The sequence below is a fragment of the Bacillus sp. JJ722 genome (assembly GCF_036963345.1).
GTDB lineage: Bacteria > Bacillota > Bacilli > Bacillales > DSM-1321 > Bacillus_AD.
In genome coordinates, this window is sequence record NZ_JBALMO010000070.1 from 20,373 (window position 1) to 42,190 (window position 21,818).

Here is a 21,818-nt window from a genome sequence, read left to right on the forward strand (position 1 = left end):
TAGAAAAATTAGTAAAGTTACTATAATATGGTTAATAGTGTTAATGTTTTAAAGGAAAAGGGGGATAGAAATGAACAAACATAAAGAAAAGAAAAAGATTTATATCCCATTATTTATGTTCCTGTTATTGGTTTTGGGGGTAAGCGTATATTTTGGAGTTTTTAAAACCTCGAATGATGAAGAAACTCATCTTAAAAAAACTGAAACAGACGAAAAAGTTGCGGCTAATACTACGATTTCGTACGGGGATATTTATGATACTACAGGTAAAAGAATTATAACTAATACAGCAACATTAAATAGTATGTTTGAATCAGATCTATTTTCAGAAGATAAGCGAGAAAATGATTTAATATTGACTATTGATATGGAACTTCAAACCGCCGTTGATAAAATTATTGAAGAAGAATTACTTCAGAAAAAAAGCTATGGAAGCACTGATCTTTTAGATCGAGCATTTGTAGTGCTAATGGATCCGAATACAGGAGAAATCTTAACAATGGCTGGTAAACAGTACGTGAGAGATGAAAAGACCGGTAAGATTACATTTAATGATTTAGCATCGGGAAATATGACAACATCTTATACGATGGGCTCGGTTGTAACAGGAGCAACAATCTTAACAGGGTATGAAACTGGTGCGATTAACCCAGGGCAGATAATACTTGATGCTCCGTTAAAAATTAAAGGAACACCATTAAAGCGCTCATGGAAAAATATGGGGTATATCAATGATTTGACTGCATTAAAGCAGTCATCCAATGTGTATATGTTTCAAACGGCTATTAACATCGGAGAAGGCGAGTATCGTGATAATCAATCATTACAAATAAATAGTGAAGCGTTTGATACAATGCGTAAGTATTTTCACCAATTTGGCTTAGGTGTGCCAACAGGTGTTGATTTATCAGGCGAAATAGAAGGACTTAAAGGAAAAGAAACAAATCCCGGTTATCTACTAGATTTTTCAATTGGTCAATATGATACGTATACGCCGTTACAATTAGTACAATATGTATCAACGATTGCAAACGGAGGAAAAAGGGTACAACCTCATGTTTTAAAAGAAATACGAGAATCAGCGAAGGACGATTCAACTTTAGGTCCGATCCTTGAAGAAGTATCGCCTGTTGTACTAAATACAGTAGATATGGAACCAAAGTGGATTGAACGAGTTCAAAAAGGTTTTAAAAAAGTAATGCAGGAGCAGGGTGGGACAGGTTATCCGAGATTTGTTAATGCGGAATATGATCCTGCAGGCAAAACTGGTATAGCAGAGGCTTTTTATGATGGCCCTCTTCATAAAAATTACGACGAGCCCCTAGCAACAATGAATCTATCAATGGTAAGTTATGCACCTGCTAACAATCCTGAAGTGGCGATGGCCGTTGTTGTTCCTTGGGCATATCAAGGTGAAAGTGGGCATTCTATGAATTTAGATATCGGACGAAAAGTAATGGATAAGTACTTTGAATTAAAGGAAAATAGTAAAACATCACTATCTGAAAATGAAAAAAAATCAGATATAGAAGAATAATTGGTTAAAAGCAAATCAGCTATATCTGTGTATGAATGTACTTAAGCATTACTTCAATTAAAGGAGCTGTTCACAGCTCCTTTTAGTTATGCAGTTAACGAAGCAATTTAGTTAAAAGCTAACATATTATTCAATGTGGTAGAATGTTTTAAAAAAAGGAGTGGTTTATCTGATTAATCAAAATGTTAAATTCACTAATAGATTGCTAAGGATAATGAGGAACGCAGAGAATGAGGCTCTTCTATTGAATCATAAAGTATTGCAGCCTGAGCACCTACTTATAGCATATTTTCATGAAAATACTGGTGTATATGGTGAAATTTCTTTGATGACTAAATTGGACAAAGCTTCTCTAAGAAATTTAATTAAAAATAAAGATAAATCTAAAAATCATTGTACTGTTAAATTTGATTTGTTTAAAATTGCTGTTACTGAAGAGATCATACAAATCTTTAAAACTGCAATCTATTATATGGAAAGATATAATCAAGTTTATTTAAATGAAGGACATCTGCTTAAAGCATTACTAAAGACCTCAGTAATGGAGAATATTTTATCTGAAGAAGAAAAGCAAATAATTCTAACCCTTGGAACCACTTCACGAGATATGATTACTCACCTTGGTAACTACACATTTCCAAAAATAAATCTGCTACCAGTTCGTAAAGTCAATAAGAACGATGAAAGTAATCTTGTGTATTTTGTTAAGAGTAATTTTTCAGCGGAATGGTCTCATACCATAAGAGAAGCATTTTTATTAAATGAACCATCAATATATATTGCTTTTGATAATAAAGAAAATATAATCGGCTTTGCTGCATTTGATGTATATAAAAATAAAAAATGTTATTTTGGTCCTATGGGCGTGTCAAAATCAAACAGGACTAAAGGAATTGGTTATGCGCTTCTTCATCACTGTTTAAAAGATATGAATGAAATAGGTTACGAGTATGTAATTATCGGGGGAGCTGGACCAATAGAATTTTATGAAAGTGCTTGTAACGCTGTTGTTATTCCTTCATCTTAGTTCAAGATTTTATTAAAATTGGGAGCTTTACTTCCGGAGCTGTGTGGGCTCCTTTTTTTTATGCAGCTGACGATTAGGTTAGCTCAAAAAGGATTTCAAAAATTATAAATAGAATAACATACTAAAAGTTATTATTGGAGGGAATTAAAAATTAATAAAGTAATAAGTGCATTCTTGATATTATTACTCGTGTTAGTTGGTGGAGTAGTGTATTATTTAAATCAAAATTATTAAACGATAGGATATGTAGTGGAAGCAAATGAAGATTCCTTATTAATTATTTCTGAAAGGGTATTTAAGATTAAATGAAAAAATATCGGCAACCACCAAATAATGGAGATCAAGTACTTTATGAACAAGATAGTAGTTTAAAAGTCATAAAAGAATATACTTATGATGATGACGGAAAACCCTTAACAATGACATATAAGGGAGACACTTATACAGATAACAATCCAATAATGAAGATTGATCCTGATGGAAATAAGCCAAGCGGAGATAAGTACTGTGATTTAAGCATCTCAATATTGGATGCTAAAAGGCAAGAAGATGGTCTAGGTAATGAAGAGGTTTTAAGTGGGATTCAAATCTCTAATTGGGATTTTTTAGAAATTATACAACAACAGTATGTGCTTAGTTTTCCAGTTGACCAAACTATTTTTGATAAGCCAAGCCTCATTGTTGTTGGAAGACAGGATGCCGTTGTTGGATATAAAGATGCTTTACCTTTGATAGATCTTTATACAAGAGCAAGTTTTGCAGTTGTTGATACAGCCGGTCACAACTTACAAATAGAACAACCAAATGTATTGAATGAATTACTAAAAAATTGGCTGCTTAATTTTACGGACTAAATATAAGCAATGTCAAAGGTGAGGCTGTCTTAAAAGTGAATGTAAATCACTTTTAAGACAGCCTTTTACGCTTTTTAGCCCTTCGTTATAGGATACAAGAAATTTGTTATGCTTGCTGAATATGTTTAAAATGCCTACCTTTGCACTTTTGAAAAAGATGAAATGTCATGTATCTCCATTTAAATGAGAAGAATGCCTTTATGTTATATGTAAAAATCTAAAACACCATTACCTTATGGGACACTCTCTTTCAATATTCGACGACAGCATCAGCCTTTTTGTCGTTTATTGGTGTACGATTGTCAAAGGAAAATATGTAATAGTAATGGAATTAATAAATTAATAGATATGGGGAAAGGGTGTTTATATGAATAATTTATTATCCGTAAATGATATTGAAAAAATCACAAACATACCAAGTACTACGATTAGGAGATATGTAAAGAATCATAATGAGTACATCCAAACTAAGCGAAAAGGGAATCTTCATTTCATTTATGATAGTGAGATACCGGTTTTAGAAAAAATCCGTTTATTATATGAGTCTGGAAAAAATCATGCTGAAATTACAGCAATTCTTGAGAATGATGTAGGAAAAGATATGAATAAATCAGTTGCTAATATTATGATGAAGCATGAAGATGATGACAGAAAGTTAGAGAGAGAAGATGCCTCTAATGAAACTTTATTAGCGCTTCAATCGAGTGTGGAATCTATAGAAAAAAAACATGTGAAGCTATTGGAAGACTTAATGACACAAGTGAAGCGGGTTGAAGAAAGTAAAGCATTCGCAATTGAATTGTTAGAGAAGCAAATTGAAAGTAAGAATGACAAAATAGCTGAGCTAGAAGCGAAAATTCGAGGTTTCGAAATCATGCTTTCTGCGAAAGAAGTAGCTGCAACAAGTATGTCTGAACTAGAAGAAGAAGATTCGGCAACTGCTGAAAATGTGATTGAAAAGAGATCTTTATATGATCGTTTCTTCAAGTTCAACAAAGTTATGCAAAAGAATGCGTAGTTTTGATTTAATTAATCCAAATGTATAATTTTACCAAAAAAATATAATAGGAAATCTCTCTAGAAGATAGGTATACTTTTCTCTAATCAAACTTATCAAAGGAGAGAAATAAATGAGCAAACAAGATCTAAGTGAATTGAATAGAAATCGAACCATACCTATTTTTGATTGCCTATACGAATTCGATGAACACTTAGAATTTTATACAGCATTAGGTTTTGAAATTGTGTACTATCAAAAAAGTCCATATCGTTTTGCTACAGTGAAAAGCGATTTTACTGAAATAAGTTTTTTTGGTGATAAGAAGTTCAATCCTCATGGAAAACAGGGCGGTTGTTATATTGTCGTTCCTGACATTGAATTGGTATACAACCAGTTGAAAGCAAACATAAAGAAACATTATGGAAAAATACCTACAAAAGGACTTCCACGGATTTCAAGGCTAAATTTAACGACAGAGGACAGAAGATGCAATATAACTGATCCAAGTGGAAATACACTTATTATAGGAGAGGCATTGGGTGACTCCACAACTTTAATGCAGGAAGAAGCGGATCAAGTTACTTCAAAGTTTGAAAAATCATATAAATTAGCTTATCGGCTTGCCTATTCTAAGGAAGATTTTCCAGTAGCAAGAAACTTGTTAGAATATGCTTTTAATAAACAAAGCGATAATATCTCTACCGAACTACAATACAAAGCAAAAGTACTCCAAATAGATGTTTTTGTTTCATTAGGTAGAATCGAAATAGCTAAAGAAATATTTCAAGATTTAGACTCGATTAAATTATCAACGGATGAACAAATTCAATTACAAAATGAAATTCAGCGTTTCTTGGAATTAAAGGAAGAAATTTTCGTTTAACATTACAACCATTCATATGAAATCCCCTTAAACTTGTTGTTTAGGGGGATTTCATATTTGGTAGTCGATTTAAATATCAACTACTCTTTGAAAAAAAATATCTCGAATTCGAAATAAAATGCTTGATGTTTTATCATTTGAGTGGTAAAGTGATAATAAGCTTAAGAGAAGAGAGGTGCATGAGGATGGATCGAAATACTTTGAGTTCATTAATATGGCTTCGTTTAGCCCGTTTTGCGTCACATAGTAACCAGCTGTCAAATGAATATTTGAAGCGTTTCAATTTAACTGCTGCTCAATTTGATGTAATGATACAGATCCAAGTGTACCAGCCTATCACTCAAGCAGAGTTAGCTGAGAAAATAATTGTGACACAAGGTGGAATTTCTCGCATGCTAGTACGTTTAGAAAAAGAAGGGTTTATCGTACGTAAGCAGGAGTGGAAAACAAAATACATTTGTTTGACAGATAAGGGAAATGAAATCATTAATAATACAATGCCACATCAATTGGCATTTCAATCATCTTTCTTTGATGAAGTATTGAATGAAGGCGAAAAGAAAACATTATATAAACTTATTTCACGTGTTCAGAAAAATAGTGTAAAAAAAGAATTACCACCAGAGTAATTTTTTTATACCATCACTTGACTAATCAAGTTATTAAAAGGAGGAAAATTTATGTATACAATCCCTGGTCATCATCATATTTCTATGCTTACAAAAAACGGTCGAATGAATAGTCAGTTTTATCGAAATGTATTAGGTTTACGTATGGTAAAGAAAACAGTCAATCAAGACGATCCTTCTATGTATCATCTGTTTTATGGAGATTTAACGGGAAGCCCTGGAACAGAATTATCATTTTTCGAAATGCCAATGGCAGGGAGAACGGTACGAGGAACGAATGCAATTACGCAGATTGGTTTGTTAGTAGCTAGTATTGAAAGTCTTGAATATTGGAAAAGACGTTTTGAACAGCAAGGTGTAAAGCACGGTGAGCTAACTAAATATGCTGGACGAGATGCACTACATTTTGAGGATCATGAAGGTTTACGCTTTGTATTATTAAATAATGATGGTGATGAAATACCAGATTACTGGGAATCATGGGATGGTTCGATTATTGAAGCAAAACACCGCATTTTAGGTATGGGTGCTGTAGAGTTTACCGTTCGTCACTTAGAAAGTACGGCGCAAACATTAACAGACATTTTTGGTTATGTTGAAGTATCACGTACCGATAAGGAAGCAATCTATCAGTCTGTTGTAGGTAAATCATATGGAGAAATTGTTTTAAAGCAAATGGATGGACCAAGTGGAAAACCAGGTCGAGGTAGTATTCATCATTTAGCTATTCGAGTAAAAAATGCAGAGGAGTTACAGTATTGGGCGGATAAAGTGAAGGAGCGTGGCTTTCAATCATCGGGAGTAATAGATCGTTATTATTTCCAAAGTCTATACTTCCGTGAAAGAAACGGAATCTTAATTGAAATAGCGACTGATGGCCCAGGGTTTACAGTAGATTCCACTGTCGAAGAATTAGGTAAACAACTGGATTTACCACCTTTCCTAGAAGAAAGACGAAGTGAAATTGAAGCAAATTTAGTACCACTAGATTAAGAAAAAGGGGAGTTTACTATGAAACAGTATCGAATCAATCCAGATCACGGCATTGAATTTGGTTTATATACAATCGGGGATCATTTGAGAGATCCTATATCAGGAGATTTAATTAGTGCTGAACAGCGTGTTAAAGAAATTATTGATGCTGGTCTTTTAGCGGATGATGCTGGTTTAGACGTATATGCAGTTGGCGAAAGTCATCAAATTATGTTTACGACTCAAGCACATACTGTTATTTTAGGAGCAATAGCACAAGGAACAAAAAACATTAAAATCGCAAGTTCAGCAACAGTATTAAGTACTTCTGATCCGGTTAGAGTGTATGAGGATTTTGCGGCGACAATTGATTTAATTTCGAAAGGTCGTGCAGAAATCGTAGCAGGGCGTGGATCACGTGTTGGTGCATACAGTTTACTTGGATATGACGTAAATGACTACGAAGAGCTGTTTGAGGAAAAAATGGAACTTTTATTGAAACTTAATAAAGAAGAAAAAATCACTTGGCAAGGACAATTTCGAACACCACTGAAGAATGCAAGTATTTTACCACAACCACAATCTGGTCAAATGCCAATTTGGCGAGCAGTAGGAGGTCCACCTGCAAGTGCCATTAAAGCTGGAAGAGCAGGAGTACCGATGATGCTTACTACACTAGGGGGGCCGGCAAGTACATTTAAAATTTCAGTAGATGCATATCGACAAAGTGCGGAACAAAGTGGTTTTGATCCGAAAACACTACCAGTTGCGACTACAAGCTTATTTTACACTACCGAAAACTCTCAAGATGCTTTACGTGAGTACTATCCTTATATTAATAGTGGAATGTTGAGTTTAAAGGGAGGCGGCTATCCTAAACAGCATTTTGCACAAACGACCGATTATCGTGATGCATTAATGGTAGGTAGTCCACAACAGATTATTGAAAAGTTACTGTATCAATATGAGCTATACGGTCAGCAACGCTTTATGGCAGAAATAGATTTTGGAGGATTACCGTATAACAAAATCGCTAAAAATATAGAGTTGATTGCTACAGAAATTGTTCCCGCAGTAAAAAAATATACTGCTAAGAAATAAGGAGGATTAAAGATGAAAATTGTTGGTATTGCTGGTTCAATTGTCGGTTCGAAAACAAGAACAGCAATGGACTATACATTGAACCATGCTAAGCAGCAATATCCAGATGCAGAGATTACATTGCTGGATTTGAGTGAATATCAAATAGAGTTTAGTGATGGACGTGATTACCGAGAATACGAAGGTGATACAAAATATGCTGCGGAAACAATCATGGCAGCAGATGCTATTATCATCGGAACACCAACATTTCAAGCCTCTATACCTGGCACATTAAAAAATATTTTTGATTTATTACCAGTCAATGCCTTTCGAGACAAAGTAGTTAGTATGTTAGTGACTGCTGGCACGGGTAAACACTATTTAATGATTGAGCAACAGCTAAAACCAATTTTAAGTTATATGAAGGCTCATATTGTTCAAACGTATGTATTTATAGAGGAACAAGATTTTGATCGAAGAAAAATTGTAAATGATGATGTGATTTTTCGCATTCATCGCTTGGTCGATGACACACTACAGTTAGTAGATGCATTTAATATGATTAGGAAAGCAAAAGATGAGGAATATGATTTCTAACCACATTTATTGGACTAATATCTCGAAATAAAGAATTATTAAATCGTTATATATAGAAAAGGAGAATAGTATGTCTATTTTATCAACAGTATTACAGGTTTTATTAGGAATAGGATTTATTATGTTTGGTTATCAAAAATTCACTTCTGAGGATATGAAGCAAGGGTTTAAATATTTTGGTTATAGTGATAGCTTCCGATTGTTTACTGGATTCTTTGAAATAGCTTCAGCTATTGTAATTCTTGCAGGAGTTTGGATTGAGCCATTAGCAACAATTGGTGGATTAATGATTGTTGCAACGATGATTGGTGCAATTATGACTCATATAAAAATGAAAGATCAATTAAAGAATATGATGATGCCATTTTTCTTATTAGTATTAGGAATAGTTGTCACAGCTTTAAACTGGTCTGCATTGTTTTAATAGGGGAGGAGATCTTGTCATGATTAATAGTTTACATCGAATTAATGAGTTAGCAAAAAAACAGAAAACAGTTGGGCTATCAGTAAAAGAACTAGCTGAACAAAAGCTGTTGCGTAAAGAATATTTAAAAGAAATTCGTGGCCAAGTGCTTAATACTTTCTCGAATTTATCGGTTGTTGATTCATTAGGCAATGATGTGACACCTGAAAAACTAAGATTGTATAAGGAGCAAATCAAATAGTAAAGCATGAAAAGCAATTCTTCTTTATGAAGGATTGCTTTTTGTATGTAAAGAATGGAGCTAGTCATATAAACTTTATAAAGTGATAAAAAAATAGAGAAAAATTTGTAAAGATGATAGGAAATGAGAAAAGCTTTCGTATTAATAGGTGAAAAGGTTATTCGAAAGGCGGGAGAAAAGTGGATGATGATTTAATTGTGAAATATATAGCTCGTAGAAAGGAGAAAGGATTAGAGCTTTTGATTGATGCTTATGCAGGGTTAGTTACATCAATCGTTAAGAAGCATTTGGGCGATTTACATAGCTATGAAGAAGAATGTGTAAATGATGTGTTACTCGCGATATGGGATAACATTACTCGCTTCGACAATAGTAAAAATTCATTGAAAAATTGGGTTGCCGCAATTGCGAAATATAAATCAATTGACTATAAACGGAAGTACTCAAATAGCATGATGAATAAAAGCTTAACGGAGATAGATGAACCATTACATATTGACGAAAATGATTTCCAAAATGAAATCAAAGTTGAAGTAGATGAATTACTACATCATTTAAATGAAGAAGATCGCGAGCTATTTGAGAAGTATTATTTAGAAGGTGTTCAGTTAGAAACCATCGCGAAGAGAAAAAACGTTGCCATTCATAACTTATATAATCGTCTTTCTAGAGGACGAAGAAAATTAAAGAATTTTTCCAATAAGCGAACTGAAGGGGGTATATAAGATGAAGAATGAATATGATTTACTAAACGGAGCCCAAACGGATTTAGATGAATATGAAGACATTATGCTGAATGATCTAGAGAAACAAAAATTAAAAAGAAATATGATGAAGAAGATAAAGCATTCTCCTGTTAAAAAAAAATATAAAAAATCAATTATTGCAGCAGCTATTTCCTTTGCTGTATTAAGTCCAATCATTCTTAGTAATGAAACAGTTTTGGCGTCAATTGCACGCATAGGGAACCAAATTGAAATGTTTATTAATAAACCAGAAGATAGTTTTAATGGGTATAAAAAGACTGTGAATCAAACAGTGGCAGATCAACATATTAAGGTAACATTGAATGAATTAATGCTTGATGATGGTCAAGTGCTGCTTAATTTGAATGTAAAGATGAATGAGCAGGACAAGAAGAAATTAGGAATTGATCAGAAATCATATATTCAACCAGGAGAAGTTAAAATAGCTATTGACAATATGGAATTCTTTGACTCAGCCAGTAGTATACATAGAGAAAATAATCCAGATGGTAGCTGGGATTATTTATACAAAAAAAGATTGAATCAAGCAGATACGAATGGTGACGGTGAATTAGATCTTGAAAACTACGATGTTTTAGAGAAAATAGACCCGAAAAAAGATTATCGTGTTAAAGTGATGTTCAATAGCATGGAATACGAAAAAAATGTTGAAGCGAATTCAAATGAGAAGTTCAATTCAGGTAAATATTCGGACTTCTATGGTGAAATAAAAGGAAATTGGACATATGAAACTACCATTAATGGTTCTAAAATTAAATCTGATACGCAAGTTTATAGCATCAATAAACAAATTCCGATAAAAGATGAAAAAGTTGAAGGTATACTAACAATAAAAGAGGCCCGAGTATCTCCTGTATCTATGAAAATCGATTATACATTTGAATATACGAAAGGATATAAAGACGAGAAAACTCATATAAGCGTAGGTATAGATGTGAATGATCAAAATGGAAAAAAACTTATAGGTACTGGAACGGGTGGAGGAAATCATATAATGGAAATGGAAGACGAATATGAAATTTCCAAAGGTTTGAAGAAAATAACCATTACGCCGTATATATTCGATACCGAAGCGGAATCTTCAAAATCTCTAGAGAATCAGTCATTTGAAGTTAATTTAACAGACCAAAAGTAAGGAATTAAGCGTAGATGGGGCTGTCCGAAAAGTAACTTTTAAGACGAATCCCTGATAAAAGTAAGAGCCAAGAATGCTGTTAAATCAACATTCTTGGCTTTTTAATTTGGTTTCATATAACCCGACAATGGACTTTTTAGGCAGCCATATTAATATTCTTCTGCATAGTTAAAATTAAGCGCACTCGATTTGTCTATGATTGATAGCCTCTTTATGAGTCGCACGATTTCTTTTAATAACAGTTTTTAGAATCCATTTATTATAGTTGTTAAAATATACTTTAAGATTTATTATTATAAAATACAGAATATTTAAACGTATACTGTGTAATTTAAATAGCAATAGTTCAGATGCATGTATGTTCATTTTCTCATCCTTAGAATGAATTATACTGTTTTTATTTAAGGAGCATCGTCTTATGATTAATAGTCCAATTTGAATCTACCGTTTTTAAGAATCATTTAGAAACGGGGGATTCATATGCATACTAATCGAAATTTTGTTCTGCTAATGCTTGGTCAGTCATTAGCAAATATTGGTGATGTGTTATACACTGTTGGTGTTATTAGCATCATTTATAGTTTAACTGAATCAGCTGCCTCATCTGCTTTTGTGCCGTTTACCATTACTTCTTCTAAGTTTGTTTCCAGTATTTTAACACCATTGCTTATTGGAAAATTTAATTTAAAACATTTATTGACTGGTTCACAAATAGGAAAAACACTGTTTTTATTTGTCCTAAGTATTATTTTGACCATCGGTGGAGATTCCATTAATTTAGCTTTCATTTTCATTGTAATTGCTTTAATAGCTTTTCTTGATGGATGTGCCAACCCAATTAGGCAGACTTTAATTCCTTATTATGTGGATGAGAATAAATTAGTCAAAGCGAATGGAGTAGCGGAAACCATTACGCAATCTATTCAGATTGGAACGTGGTTTTTTGGAAGCCTTTTATTAATTGTGATCAGCCCTACTCAATTGATTTGGTTGGTGGCTGTGCTATTTGTTTGCTCGAGTATGGTGTTAAGTATGTTGAATAATGTGGAACATAAAGAAGAGATTCCAGAAAATAAGTGGAGACAATTAACAAAAGGATGGCAAACGATAAAAAGCATACCTTTTTTAAGAAAAATGACGATTATAGAATTTATTGAAAATATTGCGGGCACAGTATGGATTGCGGCAATAGTATTAGTTTACGTTGAACAAGCACTAAAGGCAGAGACGTATTGGTGGGGTTTTATAAACAGTTCGTATTTTATTGGAATGGTAGTCGGAAGTTTGTTGTGTATTACTTTTTCTATGTTTATAGATGAAAGACGAAATGTTTTTATCATAATAGGTGCATTTATGATTTCTATATGTACGATTTCATTTGGAGTGACTAGTTATTCAATAATTGCATTGATATTAAGTGGATTAATTGGTCTGTTCGATCAAATGAAAAACATTTCTCAACAAACATTGATTCAAACTAGTGTTCCAAAAGAACGGTTAGCGACTGTGTATACGTCTCTTAGCACGATTAGTACAGGTACATTTGGAATTGCCTCTTTACTAATGGGGATACTTTCTGATCTTTTCGGTGTGCGTACTATATTTATTCTTTCTGGCATTTTGCTTGCAGTTGTTAGTTTTATAGCTTTTAAGAATAGAAATTTGTTTAGTAAAACAGTCCAGCAAGATTGTTATCTTGCAAGTGAGAGAGAGTAGGATAACACTTATATTAATGAAGGATTAGAAATGTATTGAATATCGAAAAGGGGGATTGGATCAATGATTACAGGGTTATACGAAGCGCATTTACCGGTAAGTAATTTAAATCGCTCGATTGAGTTTTATCAAGGTCTTGGTTTGGAATTCGATCACAAGGTTGAAGACAGATTAGCATTCTTATGGATTGAAAAAGATAAAAGTTGGTTGGGGTTATGGGAAACAGATAAAGTGAAAGTTGAATATCATCCATCATTAAGGCATATTGCCTTTCAAGTTTCTTTAGAGGATTTGAAAAGATCAGTTGAATGGCTTGTAAATAAAGGTTTTAAGCCGAGAGAGGCTTTTGGATTTGAACCAATTGAACCTTTTGTAATGCCTCATGAGAATTACGTGCATGCTAAAATTCACTTTAATGATCCAGATGGTAATAGTTTAGAATTTATTTGTAAATTAGAAAATCCAAAACAAATTAAGGAACGTATGTATTTAAGTGAATGGGAACAAATGAATTAAGAGTTATTATGAAATAGAAAACCCTCTTATAATAGACTTGTAATTTCTCGTCTGTTATAAGAGGGTATTATAATCATTTATTGTTGTAATCTCTACATTTAAACGGCAGTGTATCCACCATCAACAACTAGCAGTGAACCAGAAACGAATGATGCATCATCACTAGCTAGGAATAAAACAGCTTTCGCTACCTCTTCAGGTTTACCTAGTCGACCCATTGGGTGAAGACTGGTTAAATAATTACGTGCGTTCTCATCTGCCGCAGCAAGTAAAGGTGTGTCAATATATCCTGGGGCGATCGCATTCACTCGGATACCTTCCTTTGCATAAGTAGCGCCCAATGTTTGTGTTAATAATTTTACGCCACCTTTTGATGAAGCATATGCAGTAACACCTTCTCTACCAGCTAAGCTATGAATAGAACCGGTATTAATGACAACACCGCCATGACCTTGTAGTCTCATTTGTTCAATGGCATATTTGTCTGATAAAAAGACACCATTTAAGTTAATATCAAGTGTTTTTTGCCATTTCTCATAAGTTAGTTCATGAATATTACCATCATTTCCAATACCTGCGTTTGCAAACATAATGTCTAACTTGTCATATTTATTTACCGTTTCACTGATTAAATGCTTTACTTGTTCTTCAGATGTTACATCCACTTTTACAAACAATGTATCGAAGCCTTCTTGATTTAAGCTATCAGAAACTTGTTGACCTGCATCTGCAAAATCCGCAATAACCACTTTTGCTCCTTCTTCAGCAAAAGCACGTGCTGTTACTGCTCCAATTCCACTTGCTCCGCCAGTTACAATTGCTACTTTATCTTGAAATCTCATGATAATTACCCCTTATTATTATATTTTGAATCAAGTGAAACTTAATGATTTCTTATAACGAGATGCCTGAAAAACTATTCTTGCATAAAAAATGGCTTATCGAGCTGAAGAGCCACCATCGATACACATTTCTGTTCCAGTAATGAAACTAGATTCATCAGAAGCTAAGAAAACAACAAGATTAGCGATATCATCTGGAGTACCTAATCGTTTTAATGGGATTGCACTAGCTAGTTCCTCCGTTGCTACATTAACTCCGGCTGCAACTGCGTCCCCCATAGAAGTTTGGATGATACCAGGATGAATGGAGTTAACGCGAATAGAGTCTCCTGCAACTTCCAGTGCTATGTCCTTCGTCATTTTGCGAACGGCACCTTTACTAGCTCCGTAAAGAGCATGATTAGGACTACCTTTTATGCCGGCAATAGATGAGGCATTAATAATAGAACCTTTTTGTTGTTGGCGCATCACAGGAACGATATGTTTCATACCTAGAAACACTCCAGTTACATTGACTCCCATCACTAAATTCCATTCATCTATTGAATAATCCTGTATTGGTTTTGTTCTGTATAGACCTGCATTATTAAACAAGATATCAATGTGACCGAATCTTTCGGTAGCTTGCTCAACGACATGCTTCCAATCTTCTTCTTTTTGCACATCATGTTTAACAAACAGCACGTTGCCATGCATAGAATTTATTTCAGCTAAAGTCTTATTACCATTTTCTTCATTTATATCAGTGAAAACGACATTAGCACCTTGCTCTAAAAACTTATATACTGTCGCTTTCCCAATTCCAGTTGCTCCACCGGTAATAACGGCTGTTTTTCCTTTAAGTCTCATATTAAACATCCCCTTTTACAGAATAATGCTACTATTATAAGCACTTTCATTTTAACATTAAGATATATATTAGTATAATTAATATAATTAATAGTTAGTTAAAAAAATCTAATAGAAAGAGGTTCAATATGAACATAGAACAAATGCAGTATATCGTTGAAGTAGCACGGACAAAATCGTTACTAGCTGCTTCGAACAATCTCTTCGTTACTCAATCAGCTTTGAGTCAGTCAATTTCCAATTTGGAGAAGGAATTAGGCATGAAATTGTTTACTCGATCTCGTCAAGGTACAATTCCTACTCTTGAGGGAAAGAAAATCATTAAAAAAGCATTAGAAATTGTTATAAAGCTTCAGGAAATTAAAGAAGAAGCACAAGGCTATACGGATCTTCAAAATAGTGAATTACGCATTGCCAGCATACCAGTAGGAATGATTTCTTTAGTGAAAACGGTATCCAATTTCAAAAAAGACTATCCACGAACGAATTTCCGGATAACTGAAAAGAGCTCAAAGGAAATTTTGCTTGATATAAGAGAAAATAAGGTCGACCTAGGGTTAATAGCGACTAAAGAGGATTTGTTACAGAATGATAAAGATTTGCGTTTTGAGCCTTTTTGGGAAGGGAAAATGGTAATTGGAGCAGGAAAAAATTCACCTTTGGCATCACAAAAAAGCATAGACGCTCAAGAATTATTGAAATATTTGTTCGTATTGTATGATGAAGATTACGTCCATGAATTCAAGAAATGCTTTAATGAAAAAATTGGCCCGTTGAATACAATGTTTACGAGTAATAACAGTGTAGCGATAATCCGCGCGTTAAGTGAGGGATTAACAATTACTTGTGGATATGATTTTTCATTCTTTAATTCACCTTTTGTGAAGAATGGAGATATTGTTTCAATCGATATTGATAATTTTGAACAAAGTCCAATTAAAATCGGGTGGGTACGATCGAAATGTACAGAAAAATCTTCTATTTCCAAGCATTTTGTAAATAGATTTATTCATGAATTCCAAATGGGAGATCTTTAGTTAGAGCAGTTTGAATGATTGATGGAAAACTTTATAAAGCATTAGCAAATGATCAATAATGTTAGTGATTTTTCAATATGGGGAATCGCTTTTTTTTTTACCGAAGGAGACAGATTTATTTTGAAAGGCTATAATTAATTATTGTATTATTCCCATAATTCTATAAACTATTTGAAGTGAAACCGAGATTGTTGAATTCAATTGATTTTAGTTCTTTTTCCAAACAAGGAGAGACACATAATGAGTGAGTTTTTAATTATTTTAATGTTGATCGGAATTGTTTCAGCTTTCATTGGTACCTTAGCAGGTGGCGGTGGGTTAATTACTCTACCAGCAATGATACTCGTTGGAATTCCTATTCAAACAGGTATTGCTACCAATAAATTTTCTTCTGGTATTGCTGCTTGTACAAGTGTGTTTTATTTAATGAGAAATAAGCAAATATCATTAAGGACGATCTTAACGAATGTAAGTATTGCCTTTGTTGGTGGGGTTATGGGAGCATTGATTACTTCAAGTATCTCAGAAACGAATATGAATATTATCGCTTTAATACTGCTTATTTTCGCTTTCATCACAACAATAACAAACAAGAAATGGGCATCAGAAGATAACAAAAATGAAAAACTAACAAAGGAACGAAGCTATCTTATACCCTACTTCGTAGCCGTGTATGATGGAGGATTTGGCCCTGGTTCATCCACTTTCGCAATATTACATTATATGGGGAGGAACGAGACTTATTTAAAAGCCGTGCAATTAACGAGAGTACTCATTCTAGGTAGTTGTTTTGGAGCTTTCTTAGTTTTTTATAATACCGGATTTATTCAATGGGACTATGCAATAGCGATGGCAATTGGTTCAGCAATTGGCTCTCAAATTGGTTTACTGGCTTTGCCCTATATACCAATCAAAGTAGCTAAAATATTATTGGTTTCTATCATGATTTTATTAATTGGACAAGTAGGCTATAAATTAATCGTTTGATTTTAATGAATATACGAATCATCTAATTTTGGCAGAAAATGAAGGGGATTGGAATCATGGAAATTATTAAAGAACCCACTCGTTGGAATATAAGTAAGTTTTTTGATGGCTCTATGGATCAAGTAAACAATCATTTGGATAATTTAAAAGAAAAGTTGATTAAAATTGAGAGAAACTCAACATCTCAATATATTTGTTAGAAGGATCTTTACACACTTTCAAAAATAATTAAACAAATTGATGCAATTGAATCTTATTATTATTGTTTAACAATAGAAGAGGTAGAAGCTTCTGTTCTAACAATATTAAAAGCTAGGATTTCATTTTTAAAGTCGCAAGTCCATTTAATCATTTCTAGATGGAAAGTCAACATAAGGAATTTGAATAAAGAACAATTTGAAGCTTGGTCTAAAACTATAGTTCAAAAAGATTTTCTTTCAGAATTATGCAATGAGAGTTTAATAGAGCAGGATAAAAGTGTTTCAAATTTTACTCGAGAAACATTAAAAGGACTAGAAGATATTTACTCCCAATTTTGTTCCAATATGATTGTTACAAATAAAAACAAAGATATTGAATATAGTCTCACATTTTATGATGCTATTTATTTATCATTATCGCACTCAAATCAATTAGGAAGAATCCAGGTTTTTAATGAGCTGAATTGTACGTTAGAAAAACAATCAAATATCTTTGCTTCTATTTACAATCAAATGGTTGGTACAAGGCTTTATGAAAATCAAATCAATACTTCTGATTATTTTCAGGAATCCTTAAAAATGAATGGATTATCTCAAACAGCCTTAAACACTATGTGGGATGTGGTTGAATCAAATTTACATAAACTTTGCGAGTTTCTGCAAATAAAAGCAATAGAAAAAAACAAGGAAAAGATTTCATGGCATGAATTTATGACTATGTCACAGGAAGTACCGTATCAAATTGATTTTTCTGTCGCAATTGATCAAATTGTAAAGGCTTTAAATAAGATTGATAGTAGAATGGCTGATTTTTCGAAGTATGCTATTCATAATAGGTGGGTAGATACAGAACCGCGCAGTACAAAGTCCACAAGTGGTTTTTGCGCTCCCTTTATTAATGAAGGAGAGTCACGAATATCTGTAAAGTACGATAATAGTATAGAAAGTGCTAGAATTCTAGCACATGAATTAGGCCACGCTTGGCACTTTAAACAGTTGAAAAATATTGGATCTTTTCGTTTTTTAGAGGAAACTTTAGAAATGACTACTGCTGAAACAGCTTCTATTTTCTTTGAAACAGTTTTTATTGATTTCATGATAGATGATACGAAAGATAAAAGGTTGAAGAAGGATCTAATTGACTGGAAAATAAAGCGTAGTTTAAATTACTTGATGTCTATTAGAGGGGCTTATTTATTTGAAAGAAAATTTTATGAGAGGAGAAAAAATGGCCCATTAAGTGCAAAGCATATTGAAGAACTTTCGTTAGACTGTCAAAAAGAGGCTTATGACAATTGTTTAAGCGAATATGAACCTTTTGTTTGGATTAAATACGAACAATTCTACCAAGCGGATACGCCATTCTACAATTATCCTTATTCATTTGGATTTTTGCTAAGTATTGGATTAATTGACATAGCTGAAGAAAATAATGAATTTCCTCAGAAGTTTAAAGAATTTTTAAGGGAAACCGGTTCTATCCCAATAGAGCAGTTGGTTAAAAAATACTTTGATAAAGATATTTCAAAGCCTGAGTTTTGGGAACAGTCATTACAAAGAATACTAGCGGATATCGATCAGTATAAAAAGTTAACTTAAATGAGACACGGCTTCTCACTACATGTTGTAGAACCGTAGAACTAAAGTAAGCGTCAAATATTCCCCACCTACAATTTGTAAATAACCCATGAGATAATCTCCTTACATACTACATGTGGAGGTTTTTTATGAAAAAAGCAGATTTGGCATTTGTACGGAAAACGGAAGCTTGCATGAAGCTATATGTGAGTTGAAGAGAATACCAAATATAAAGATTATAGGATTACATGGACATTTTTCGACAAGGACTAGAAGTGTTGAATCATATAAGAGAAAAACAGAAAAATTATGTCAAATAGCTAAGGAATATATCATAGAGAGCCTGAAGTTCATAGATGTAGGAGGTGGTATCTATGGCGGGTTGCCAAAAACCTTCCATAATAACGCGCCTTCCTTTGATGATTATGCTGAAGCTATATGTGAGGTGATGAATCATGAATTCGCTTCCTATGAAAACAAGCCAACCTTAATATTAGAACCAGGAGTTTCTATGGTTGCTAATACTTTTATTTTTATAGCAAAAGTAATTGGAAGGAAGATTTAGAAAAGGATTCTATATGTGTAATAATTTCAAATAGAGATACTGTAGATATATGTTTCGATAAGTATCATACTTATACATTTTTACAAAATAACGGTATACCTGCTTTTCCAACCTACTTAGATATAGCAGAAGTAATAAATAATCTAAATAATCAAAAACTCCATTTCCCCTTAATTATAAAGCCTAGAAAAGGGAGCGCTAGTTTGGTGATTCTTAAAGTTACTTCATAGCGGGAGAAGAATATGGTATTGATTGCTACATAGACCTGATCACAAAGAACATTACAAATCTATTTATGAAGAAAAAGATCATAATGAGAGCTGGTGAAACGGACAAATCAATAGCAATAAAGGACCCTGAGTTAAAACAAGTTATTGAACAGCTTATAAGTGCTCTTAAACCATTAGGACCAATCGATATTGACTGTTTTAAGACTGAAAATGGCTATATTGAATCCGAAATTAACCCTAGATTTGGTGGGGGATATCCACATGCACATGAAATGGGGCAAAACTTTATAAAAAATATAATAAATAATATAAACGGGGAGTCTAATGTGCCGGATGAAGGAAACTATAAACCTGGAACAACAATGGTTAAGTTTGATAATGTTATGATCCTTTAATTCTGTAATTAACAAAGTGCAACAAGCGAGGATTTCCACCTTGCTAAAAGGACATAATAAAATGGAATATATCTTGATATTTCAAAAAAATAAATTATTTTAACACATTAAAATGACGCTCCCTAAGTAGGCAAAATACTACTGAATTTGTTTGTAAGTCAAACAATCATAATCATTCAAATAAAAGGATTCTCATTTTTAGAATCCTTTTATTAGGGTCTATCAATCAGACTTGACTGACCTAAATAATCCATCATTTAAACCCACTTGATAAATAACTATATTGGATATTTTTTCTTATTTTTACAAAAATATATTGATATTTATAAATCGGGATGATTAAATGTATGTATAGATTTGTAACTGCTTTTTTTTGATCAAATATAGAAACAGTGTTTGGTAATAAGAAACAAAGAGGAGGTGCAAAAGTGACTGGTGTAGATATGATGGATGGTTTGAAAGAATTAATGGCGGAAAATCAGGTTGTTTGTCAGGATCAGGAGCACCACTATCTAGGGAATAGTGGTATGGTCACGGTTTATCCGCAAACAGAAGATGAAATTTCTAACGTGTTGAAATATGCAAATGATCATGGTAAGAAGATTGTAGTCGCTAGTGGTGAAACGAAGCGAGGGTATGGGGGACACATTCAATATAGTGATATTTTACTGTCACTTTCCAAATATAAAGGAGTTATTGAACATACCGTTGGAGATATGACAATTACAGTCAAAGCAGGCACTCCTTTTCAAGAATTACAATCATATTTAGCTACACATAACCAAATGATTGCCCTTGATGCGAGATGGATGGAGAATGCGACCATTGGGGGAATTATCGCAGCTAATGATAGTGGACCAAAACGATTAGGATATGGATCTGCCCGTGACTCAGTCATTGGAATGAGACTTGTTTATCCGGATGGGAAAATCATTCGTTCAGGTGGTAAGGTTGTAAAAAACGTCGCAGGATACGATATGAATAAGCTATTTATTGGATCTATGGGTACGTTAGCGATTCTATCAGAAATCACATTAAAGCTTCGTCCAATAGCAAAAAAGGAGAATGTTATTTTATTGACTTTTGAGGATAGTGAATTTGAAGAAATTCGTTACTTTGCTACGAGTCTATTAGATTCAAAACTTGAGCCGATTTCGCTTGAATTACTAAATAGAAGTATCTCAGATCGCTTGACTCAGCAGAAAAAGCATACATTAGCTATTAGCTTTGAAGATGTGGCAAGCTCTGTAGATTATCAAGTCGAATCTATTCAAAAAATGAAACCAAAGCATTGCGGTATGGCTATTTTACAAGACAATGAAGCCACTTCTTTTTGGCAAGGCCTTTCTAGAAGTGGACCAAATGGTATTTTAAAAGAAAATCAGAATGATACTTTTGCGGCATTAAAAATTGGAGTCAAGAACTTAGATGTTCTGCTTGCTATGAAGAAGATCGAGGCATTACACGAAATTCAGCAAATTTCATTGGAAGCTCATGGCGGGTTAGGTCATGGTATCTGTTCAGTATATTTGAAAGGTAGTGTTGAAGAAGTAGAGGAAGCAATTCTTCAATTAAGGGCGTTTATTGTGGAATTAGGTGGTTATGTGGTGGCAACACATCTTCCTTTTACACTTCGTCAAAGAATTGATGTATATGGAGATAAACCAGCGCATTTCTTTTTATTTGAAGGAATTAAAGCTAAAGTTGATCCAAATAACGTTCTTAATTATAAGAGATTTGTAGGGGGGCTTTAA

General features: G+C 33.3%; 24 protein-coding genes. 22 read left to right on the plus strand and 2 right to left on the minus strand.

The features are described 5' to 3' along the window. The first annotated feature begins 70 nt into the window (after nt 1–70). The 15 genes from V7014_RS10235 (at nt 71) to V7014_RS10305 (ending at nt 13,381) form a co-directional block, all read left to right on the plus strand. Entirely contained in the window at nt 71–1,537 is a 1,467-nt protein-coding gene (locus V7014_RS10235) for a penicillin-binding transpeptidase domain-containing protein (protein WP_335506746.1), read from the plus strand. A gap of 214 nt (nt 1,538–1,751) precedes the next feature. Continuing rightward, nucleotides 1,752–2,564: a GNAT family N-acetyltransferase gene (locus V7014_RS10240; RefSeq protein ID WP_335506828.1), complete on the plus strand. Its 813-nt coding sequence runs from the start codon at nt 1,752–1,754 to the stop codon at nt 2,562–2,564. A gap of 305 nt (nt 2,565–2,869) precedes the next feature. Then, a complete protein-coding gene (locus V7014_RS10245; RefSeq protein ID WP_335506748.1) occupies nt 2,870–3,418 on the plus strand; it encodes an alpha/beta fold hydrolase in 549 nt (182 codons plus the stop codon). A gap of 367 nt (nt 3,419–3,785) precedes the next feature. Next, nucleotides 3,786–4,436 carry a hypothetical protein gene (locus V7014_RS10250; RefSeq protein WP_335506750.1) on the plus strand — a complete coding sequence of 217 codons (651 nt, stop codon included), beginning with the start codon at nt 3,786–3,788 and terminating at the stop codon, nt 4,434–4,436. A gap of 112 nt (nt 4,437–4,548) precedes the next feature. After that, complete coding sequence (locus V7014_RS10255; protein WP_335506752.1) at nt 4,549–5,301, plus strand: hypothetical protein; 753 nt, start codon at nt 4,549–4,551, stop codon at nt 5,299–5,301. 185 nt (nt 5,302–5,486) lie between these two features. Then, entirely contained in the window at nt 5,487–5,930 is a 444-nt protein-coding gene (locus V7014_RS10260; RefSeq protein ID WP_335506754.1) for a MarR family winged helix-turn-helix transcriptional regulator, read from the plus strand. Between the two features lie 51 nt (nt 5,931–5,981). Continuing rightward, nucleotides 5,982–6,923 carry a ring-cleaving dioxygenase gene (locus V7014_RS10265; protein ID WP_335506756.1) on the plus strand — a complete coding sequence of 314 codons (942 nt, stop codon included), beginning with the start codon at nt 5,982–5,984 and terminating at the stop codon, nt 6,921–6,923. Nucleotides 6,924–6,941: 18 nt separating this feature from the next. Continuing rightward, nucleotides 6,942–8,003, plus strand: a complete 1,062-nt coding sequence (locus V7014_RS10270) for an LLM class flavin-dependent oxidoreductase (RefSeq protein ID WP_335506758.1) — start codon at nt 6,942–6,944, stop codon at nt 8,001–8,003. A gap of 12 nt (nt 8,004–8,015) precedes the next feature. Beyond that, the gene (locus V7014_RS10275; RefSeq protein WP_335506760.1) at nt 8,016–8,582 is read left to right on the plus strand and encodes an NADPH-dependent FMN reductase; all 567 of its coding nucleotides are present in this window, start codon (nt 8,016–8,018) and stop codon (nt 8,580–8,582) included. 70 nt (nt 8,583–8,652) lie between these two features. Beyond that, on the plus strand, nt 8,653–9,006 hold the full coding sequence (locus V7014_RS10280; RefSeq protein WP_335506762.1) for a DoxX family protein: 354 nt from the start codon (nt 8,653–8,655) through the stop codon (nt 9,004–9,006). A 19-nt stretch (nt 9,007–9,025) separates the two neighbouring features. Continuing rightward, nucleotides 9,026–9,247, plus strand: coding sequence for a DUF896 domain-containing protein (locus tag V7014_RS10285; RefSeq protein WP_335506764.1), 222 nt, complete (start codon nt 9,026–9,028; stop codon nt 9,245–9,247). 179 nt (nt 9,248–9,426) lie between these two features. After that, nucleotides 9,427–9,972, plus strand: coding sequence for a sigma-70 family RNA polymerase sigma factor (locus tag V7014_RS10290; protein WP_335506766.1), 546 nt, complete (start codon nt 9,427–9,429; stop codon nt 9,970–9,972). Between the two features lies 1 nt (nt 9,973). Continuing rightward, a complete protein-coding gene (locus V7014_RS10295) occupies nt 9,974–11,149 on the plus strand; it encodes a DUF4179 domain-containing protein (RefSeq protein WP_335506767.1) in 1,176 nt (391 codons plus the stop codon). 480 nt (nt 11,150–11,629) lie between these two features. Beyond that, nucleotides 11,630–12,865 (plus strand): MFS transporter, encoded by a 1,236-nt coding sequence (locus tag V7014_RS10300; protein WP_335506769.1) that lies wholly within the window; start codon nt 11,630–11,632, stop codon nt 12,863–12,865. Between the two features lie 63 nt (nt 12,866–12,928). Further along, nucleotides 12,929–13,381: a VOC family protein gene (locus tag V7014_RS10305; RefSeq protein WP_335506771.1), complete on the plus strand. Its 453-nt coding sequence runs from the start codon at nt 12,929–12,931 to the stop codon at nt 13,379–13,381. A 98-nt stretch (nt 13,382–13,479) separates the two neighbouring features. Here the strand turns inward: V7014_RS10305 and V7014_RS10310 are convergent, their stop codons facing one another. Continuing rightward, the gene (locus V7014_RS10310) at nt 13,480–14,223 is read right to left on the minus strand and encodes an SDR family NAD(P)-dependent oxidoreductase (RefSeq protein ID WP_335506773.1); all 744 of its coding nucleotides are present in this window, start codon (nt 14,221–14,223) and stop codon (nt 13,480–13,482) included. 96 nt (nt 14,224–14,319) lie between these two features. Beyond that, on the minus strand, nt 14,320–15,072 hold the full coding sequence (locus V7014_RS10315; protein ID WP_335506775.1) for an SDR family NAD(P)-dependent oxidoreductase: 753 nt from the start codon (nt 15,070–15,072) through the stop codon (nt 14,320–14,322). A 128-nt stretch (nt 15,073–15,200) separates the two neighbouring features. On the opposite strand from V7014_RS10315, the gene V7014_RS10320 reads away from it, so the two are divergent. The 7 genes from V7014_RS10320 to V7014_RS10350 all read left to right on the plus strand — a co-directional run bounded on the left by V7014_RS10320 (nt 15,201) and on the right by V7014_RS10350 (nt 21,818). Continuing rightward, nucleotides 15,201–16,109 carry a LysR family transcriptional regulator gene (locus V7014_RS10320; RefSeq protein WP_335506777.1) on the plus strand — a complete coding sequence of 303 codons (909 nt, stop codon included), beginning with the start codon at nt 15,201–15,203 and terminating at the stop codon, nt 16,107–16,109. 240 nt (nt 16,110–16,349) lie between these two features. Further along, complete coding sequence (locus V7014_RS10325; RefSeq protein WP_335506779.1) at nt 16,350–17,096, plus strand: sulfite exporter TauE/SafE family protein; 747 nt, start codon at nt 16,350–16,352, stop codon at nt 17,094–17,096. A 56-nt stretch (nt 17,097–17,152) separates the two neighbouring features. Next, entirely contained in the window at nt 17,153–17,296 is a 144-nt protein-coding gene (locus tag V7014_RS10330; RefSeq protein WP_335506781.1) for a hypothetical protein, read from the plus strand. A 180-nt stretch (nt 17,297–17,476) separates the two neighbouring features. Next, nucleotides 17,477–18,895 (plus strand): M3 family metallopeptidase, encoded by a 1,419-nt coding sequence (locus V7014_RS10335; RefSeq protein ID WP_335506782.1) that lies wholly within the window; start codon nt 17,477–17,479, stop codon nt 18,893–18,895. Nucleotides 18,896–19,010: 115 nt separating this feature from the next. After that, the gene (locus V7014_RS10340; RefSeq protein ID WP_335506785.1) at nt 19,011–19,439 is read left to right on the plus strand and encodes a hypothetical protein; all 429 of its coding nucleotides are present in this window, start codon (nt 19,011–19,013) and stop codon (nt 19,437–19,439) included. A gap of 226 nt (nt 19,440–19,665) precedes the next feature. After that, nucleotides 19,666–20,064 carry a hypothetical protein gene (locus V7014_RS10345; RefSeq protein ID WP_438824902.1) on the plus strand — a complete coding sequence of 133 codons (399 nt, stop codon included), beginning with the start codon at nt 19,666–19,668 and terminating at the stop codon, nt 20,062–20,064. A 428-nt stretch (nt 20,065–20,492) separates the two neighbouring features. Then, entirely contained in the window at nt 20,493–21,818 is a 1,326-nt protein-coding gene (locus tag V7014_RS10350) for an FAD-binding oxidoreductase (protein ID WP_335506789.1), read from the plus strand.

Excerpts from the sequence above, each read along its gene's own strand:
- V7014_RS10235 (WP_335506746.1), top strand. The coding sequence starts at position 71 with ATGAACAAACATAAAGAAAAGAAAAAGATTTATATCCCATTATTTATG.
- V7014_RS10240 (WP_335506828.1), top strand. The coding sequence starts at position 1,752 with ATGAGGAACGCAGAGAATGAGGCTCTTCTATTGAATCATAAAGTATTG.
- V7014_RS10245 (WP_335506748.1), top strand. The coding sequence starts at position 2,870 with ATGAAAAAATATCGGCAACCACCAAATAATGGAGATCAAGTACTTTAT.
- V7014_RS10250 (WP_335506750.1), top strand. The coding sequence starts at position 3,786 with ATGAATAATTTATTATCCGTAAATGATATTGAAAAAATCACAAACATA.
- V7014_RS10255 (WP_335506752.1), top strand. The coding sequence starts at position 4,549 with ATGAGCAAACAAGATCTAAGTGAATTGAATAGAAATCGAACCATACCT.
- V7014_RS10260 (WP_335506754.1), top strand. The coding sequence starts at position 5,487 with ATGGATCGAAATACTTTGAGTTCATTAATATGGCTTCGTTTAGCCCGT.
- V7014_RS10265 (WP_335506756.1), top strand. The coding sequence starts at position 5,982 with ATGTATACAATCCCTGGTCATCATCATATTTCTATGCTTACAAAAAAC.
- V7014_RS10270 (WP_335506758.1), top strand. The coding sequence starts at position 6,942 with ATGAAACAGTATCGAATCAATCCAGATCACGGCATTGAATTTGGTTTA.
- V7014_RS10275 (WP_335506760.1), top strand. The coding sequence starts at position 8,016 with ATGAAAATTGTTGGTATTGCTGGTTCAATTGTCGGTTCGAAAACAAGA.
- V7014_RS10280 (WP_335506762.1), top strand. The coding sequence starts at position 8,653 with ATGTCTATTTTATCAACAGTATTACAGGTTTTATTAGGAATAGGATTT.
- V7014_RS10285 (WP_335506764.1), top strand. The coding sequence starts at position 9,026 with ATGATTAATAGTTTACATCGAATTAATGAGTTAGCAAAAAAACAGAAA.
- V7014_RS10295 (WP_335506767.1), top strand. The coding sequence starts at position 9,974 with ATGAAGAATGAATATGATTTACTAAACGGAGCCCAAACGGATTTAGAT.
- V7014_RS10300 (WP_335506769.1), top strand. The coding sequence starts at position 11,630 with ATGCATACTAATCGAAATTTTGTTCTGCTAATGCTTGGTCAGTCATTA.
- V7014_RS10305 (WP_335506771.1), top strand. The coding sequence starts at position 12,929 with ATGATTACAGGGTTATACGAAGCGCATTTACCGGTAAGTAATTTAAAT.
- V7014_RS10310 (WP_335506773.1), bottom strand. The coding sequence starts at position 14,223 with ATGAGATTTCAAGATAAAGTAGCAATTGTAACTGGCGGAGCAAGTGGA.
- V7014_RS10315 (WP_335506775.1), bottom strand. The coding sequence starts at position 15,072 with ATGAGACTTAAAGGAAAAACAGCCGTTATTACCGGTGGAGCAACTGGA.
- V7014_RS10320 (WP_335506777.1), top strand. The coding sequence starts at position 15,201 with ATGAACATAGAACAAATGCAGTATATCGTTGAAGTAGCACGGACAAAA.
- V7014_RS10325 (WP_335506779.1), top strand. The coding sequence starts at position 16,350 with ATGAGTGAGTTTTTAATTATTTTAATGTTGATCGGAATTGTTTCAGCT.
- V7014_RS10330 (WP_335506781.1), top strand. The coding sequence starts at position 17,153 with ATGGAAATTATTAAAGAACCCACTCGTTGGAATATAAGTAAGTTTTTT.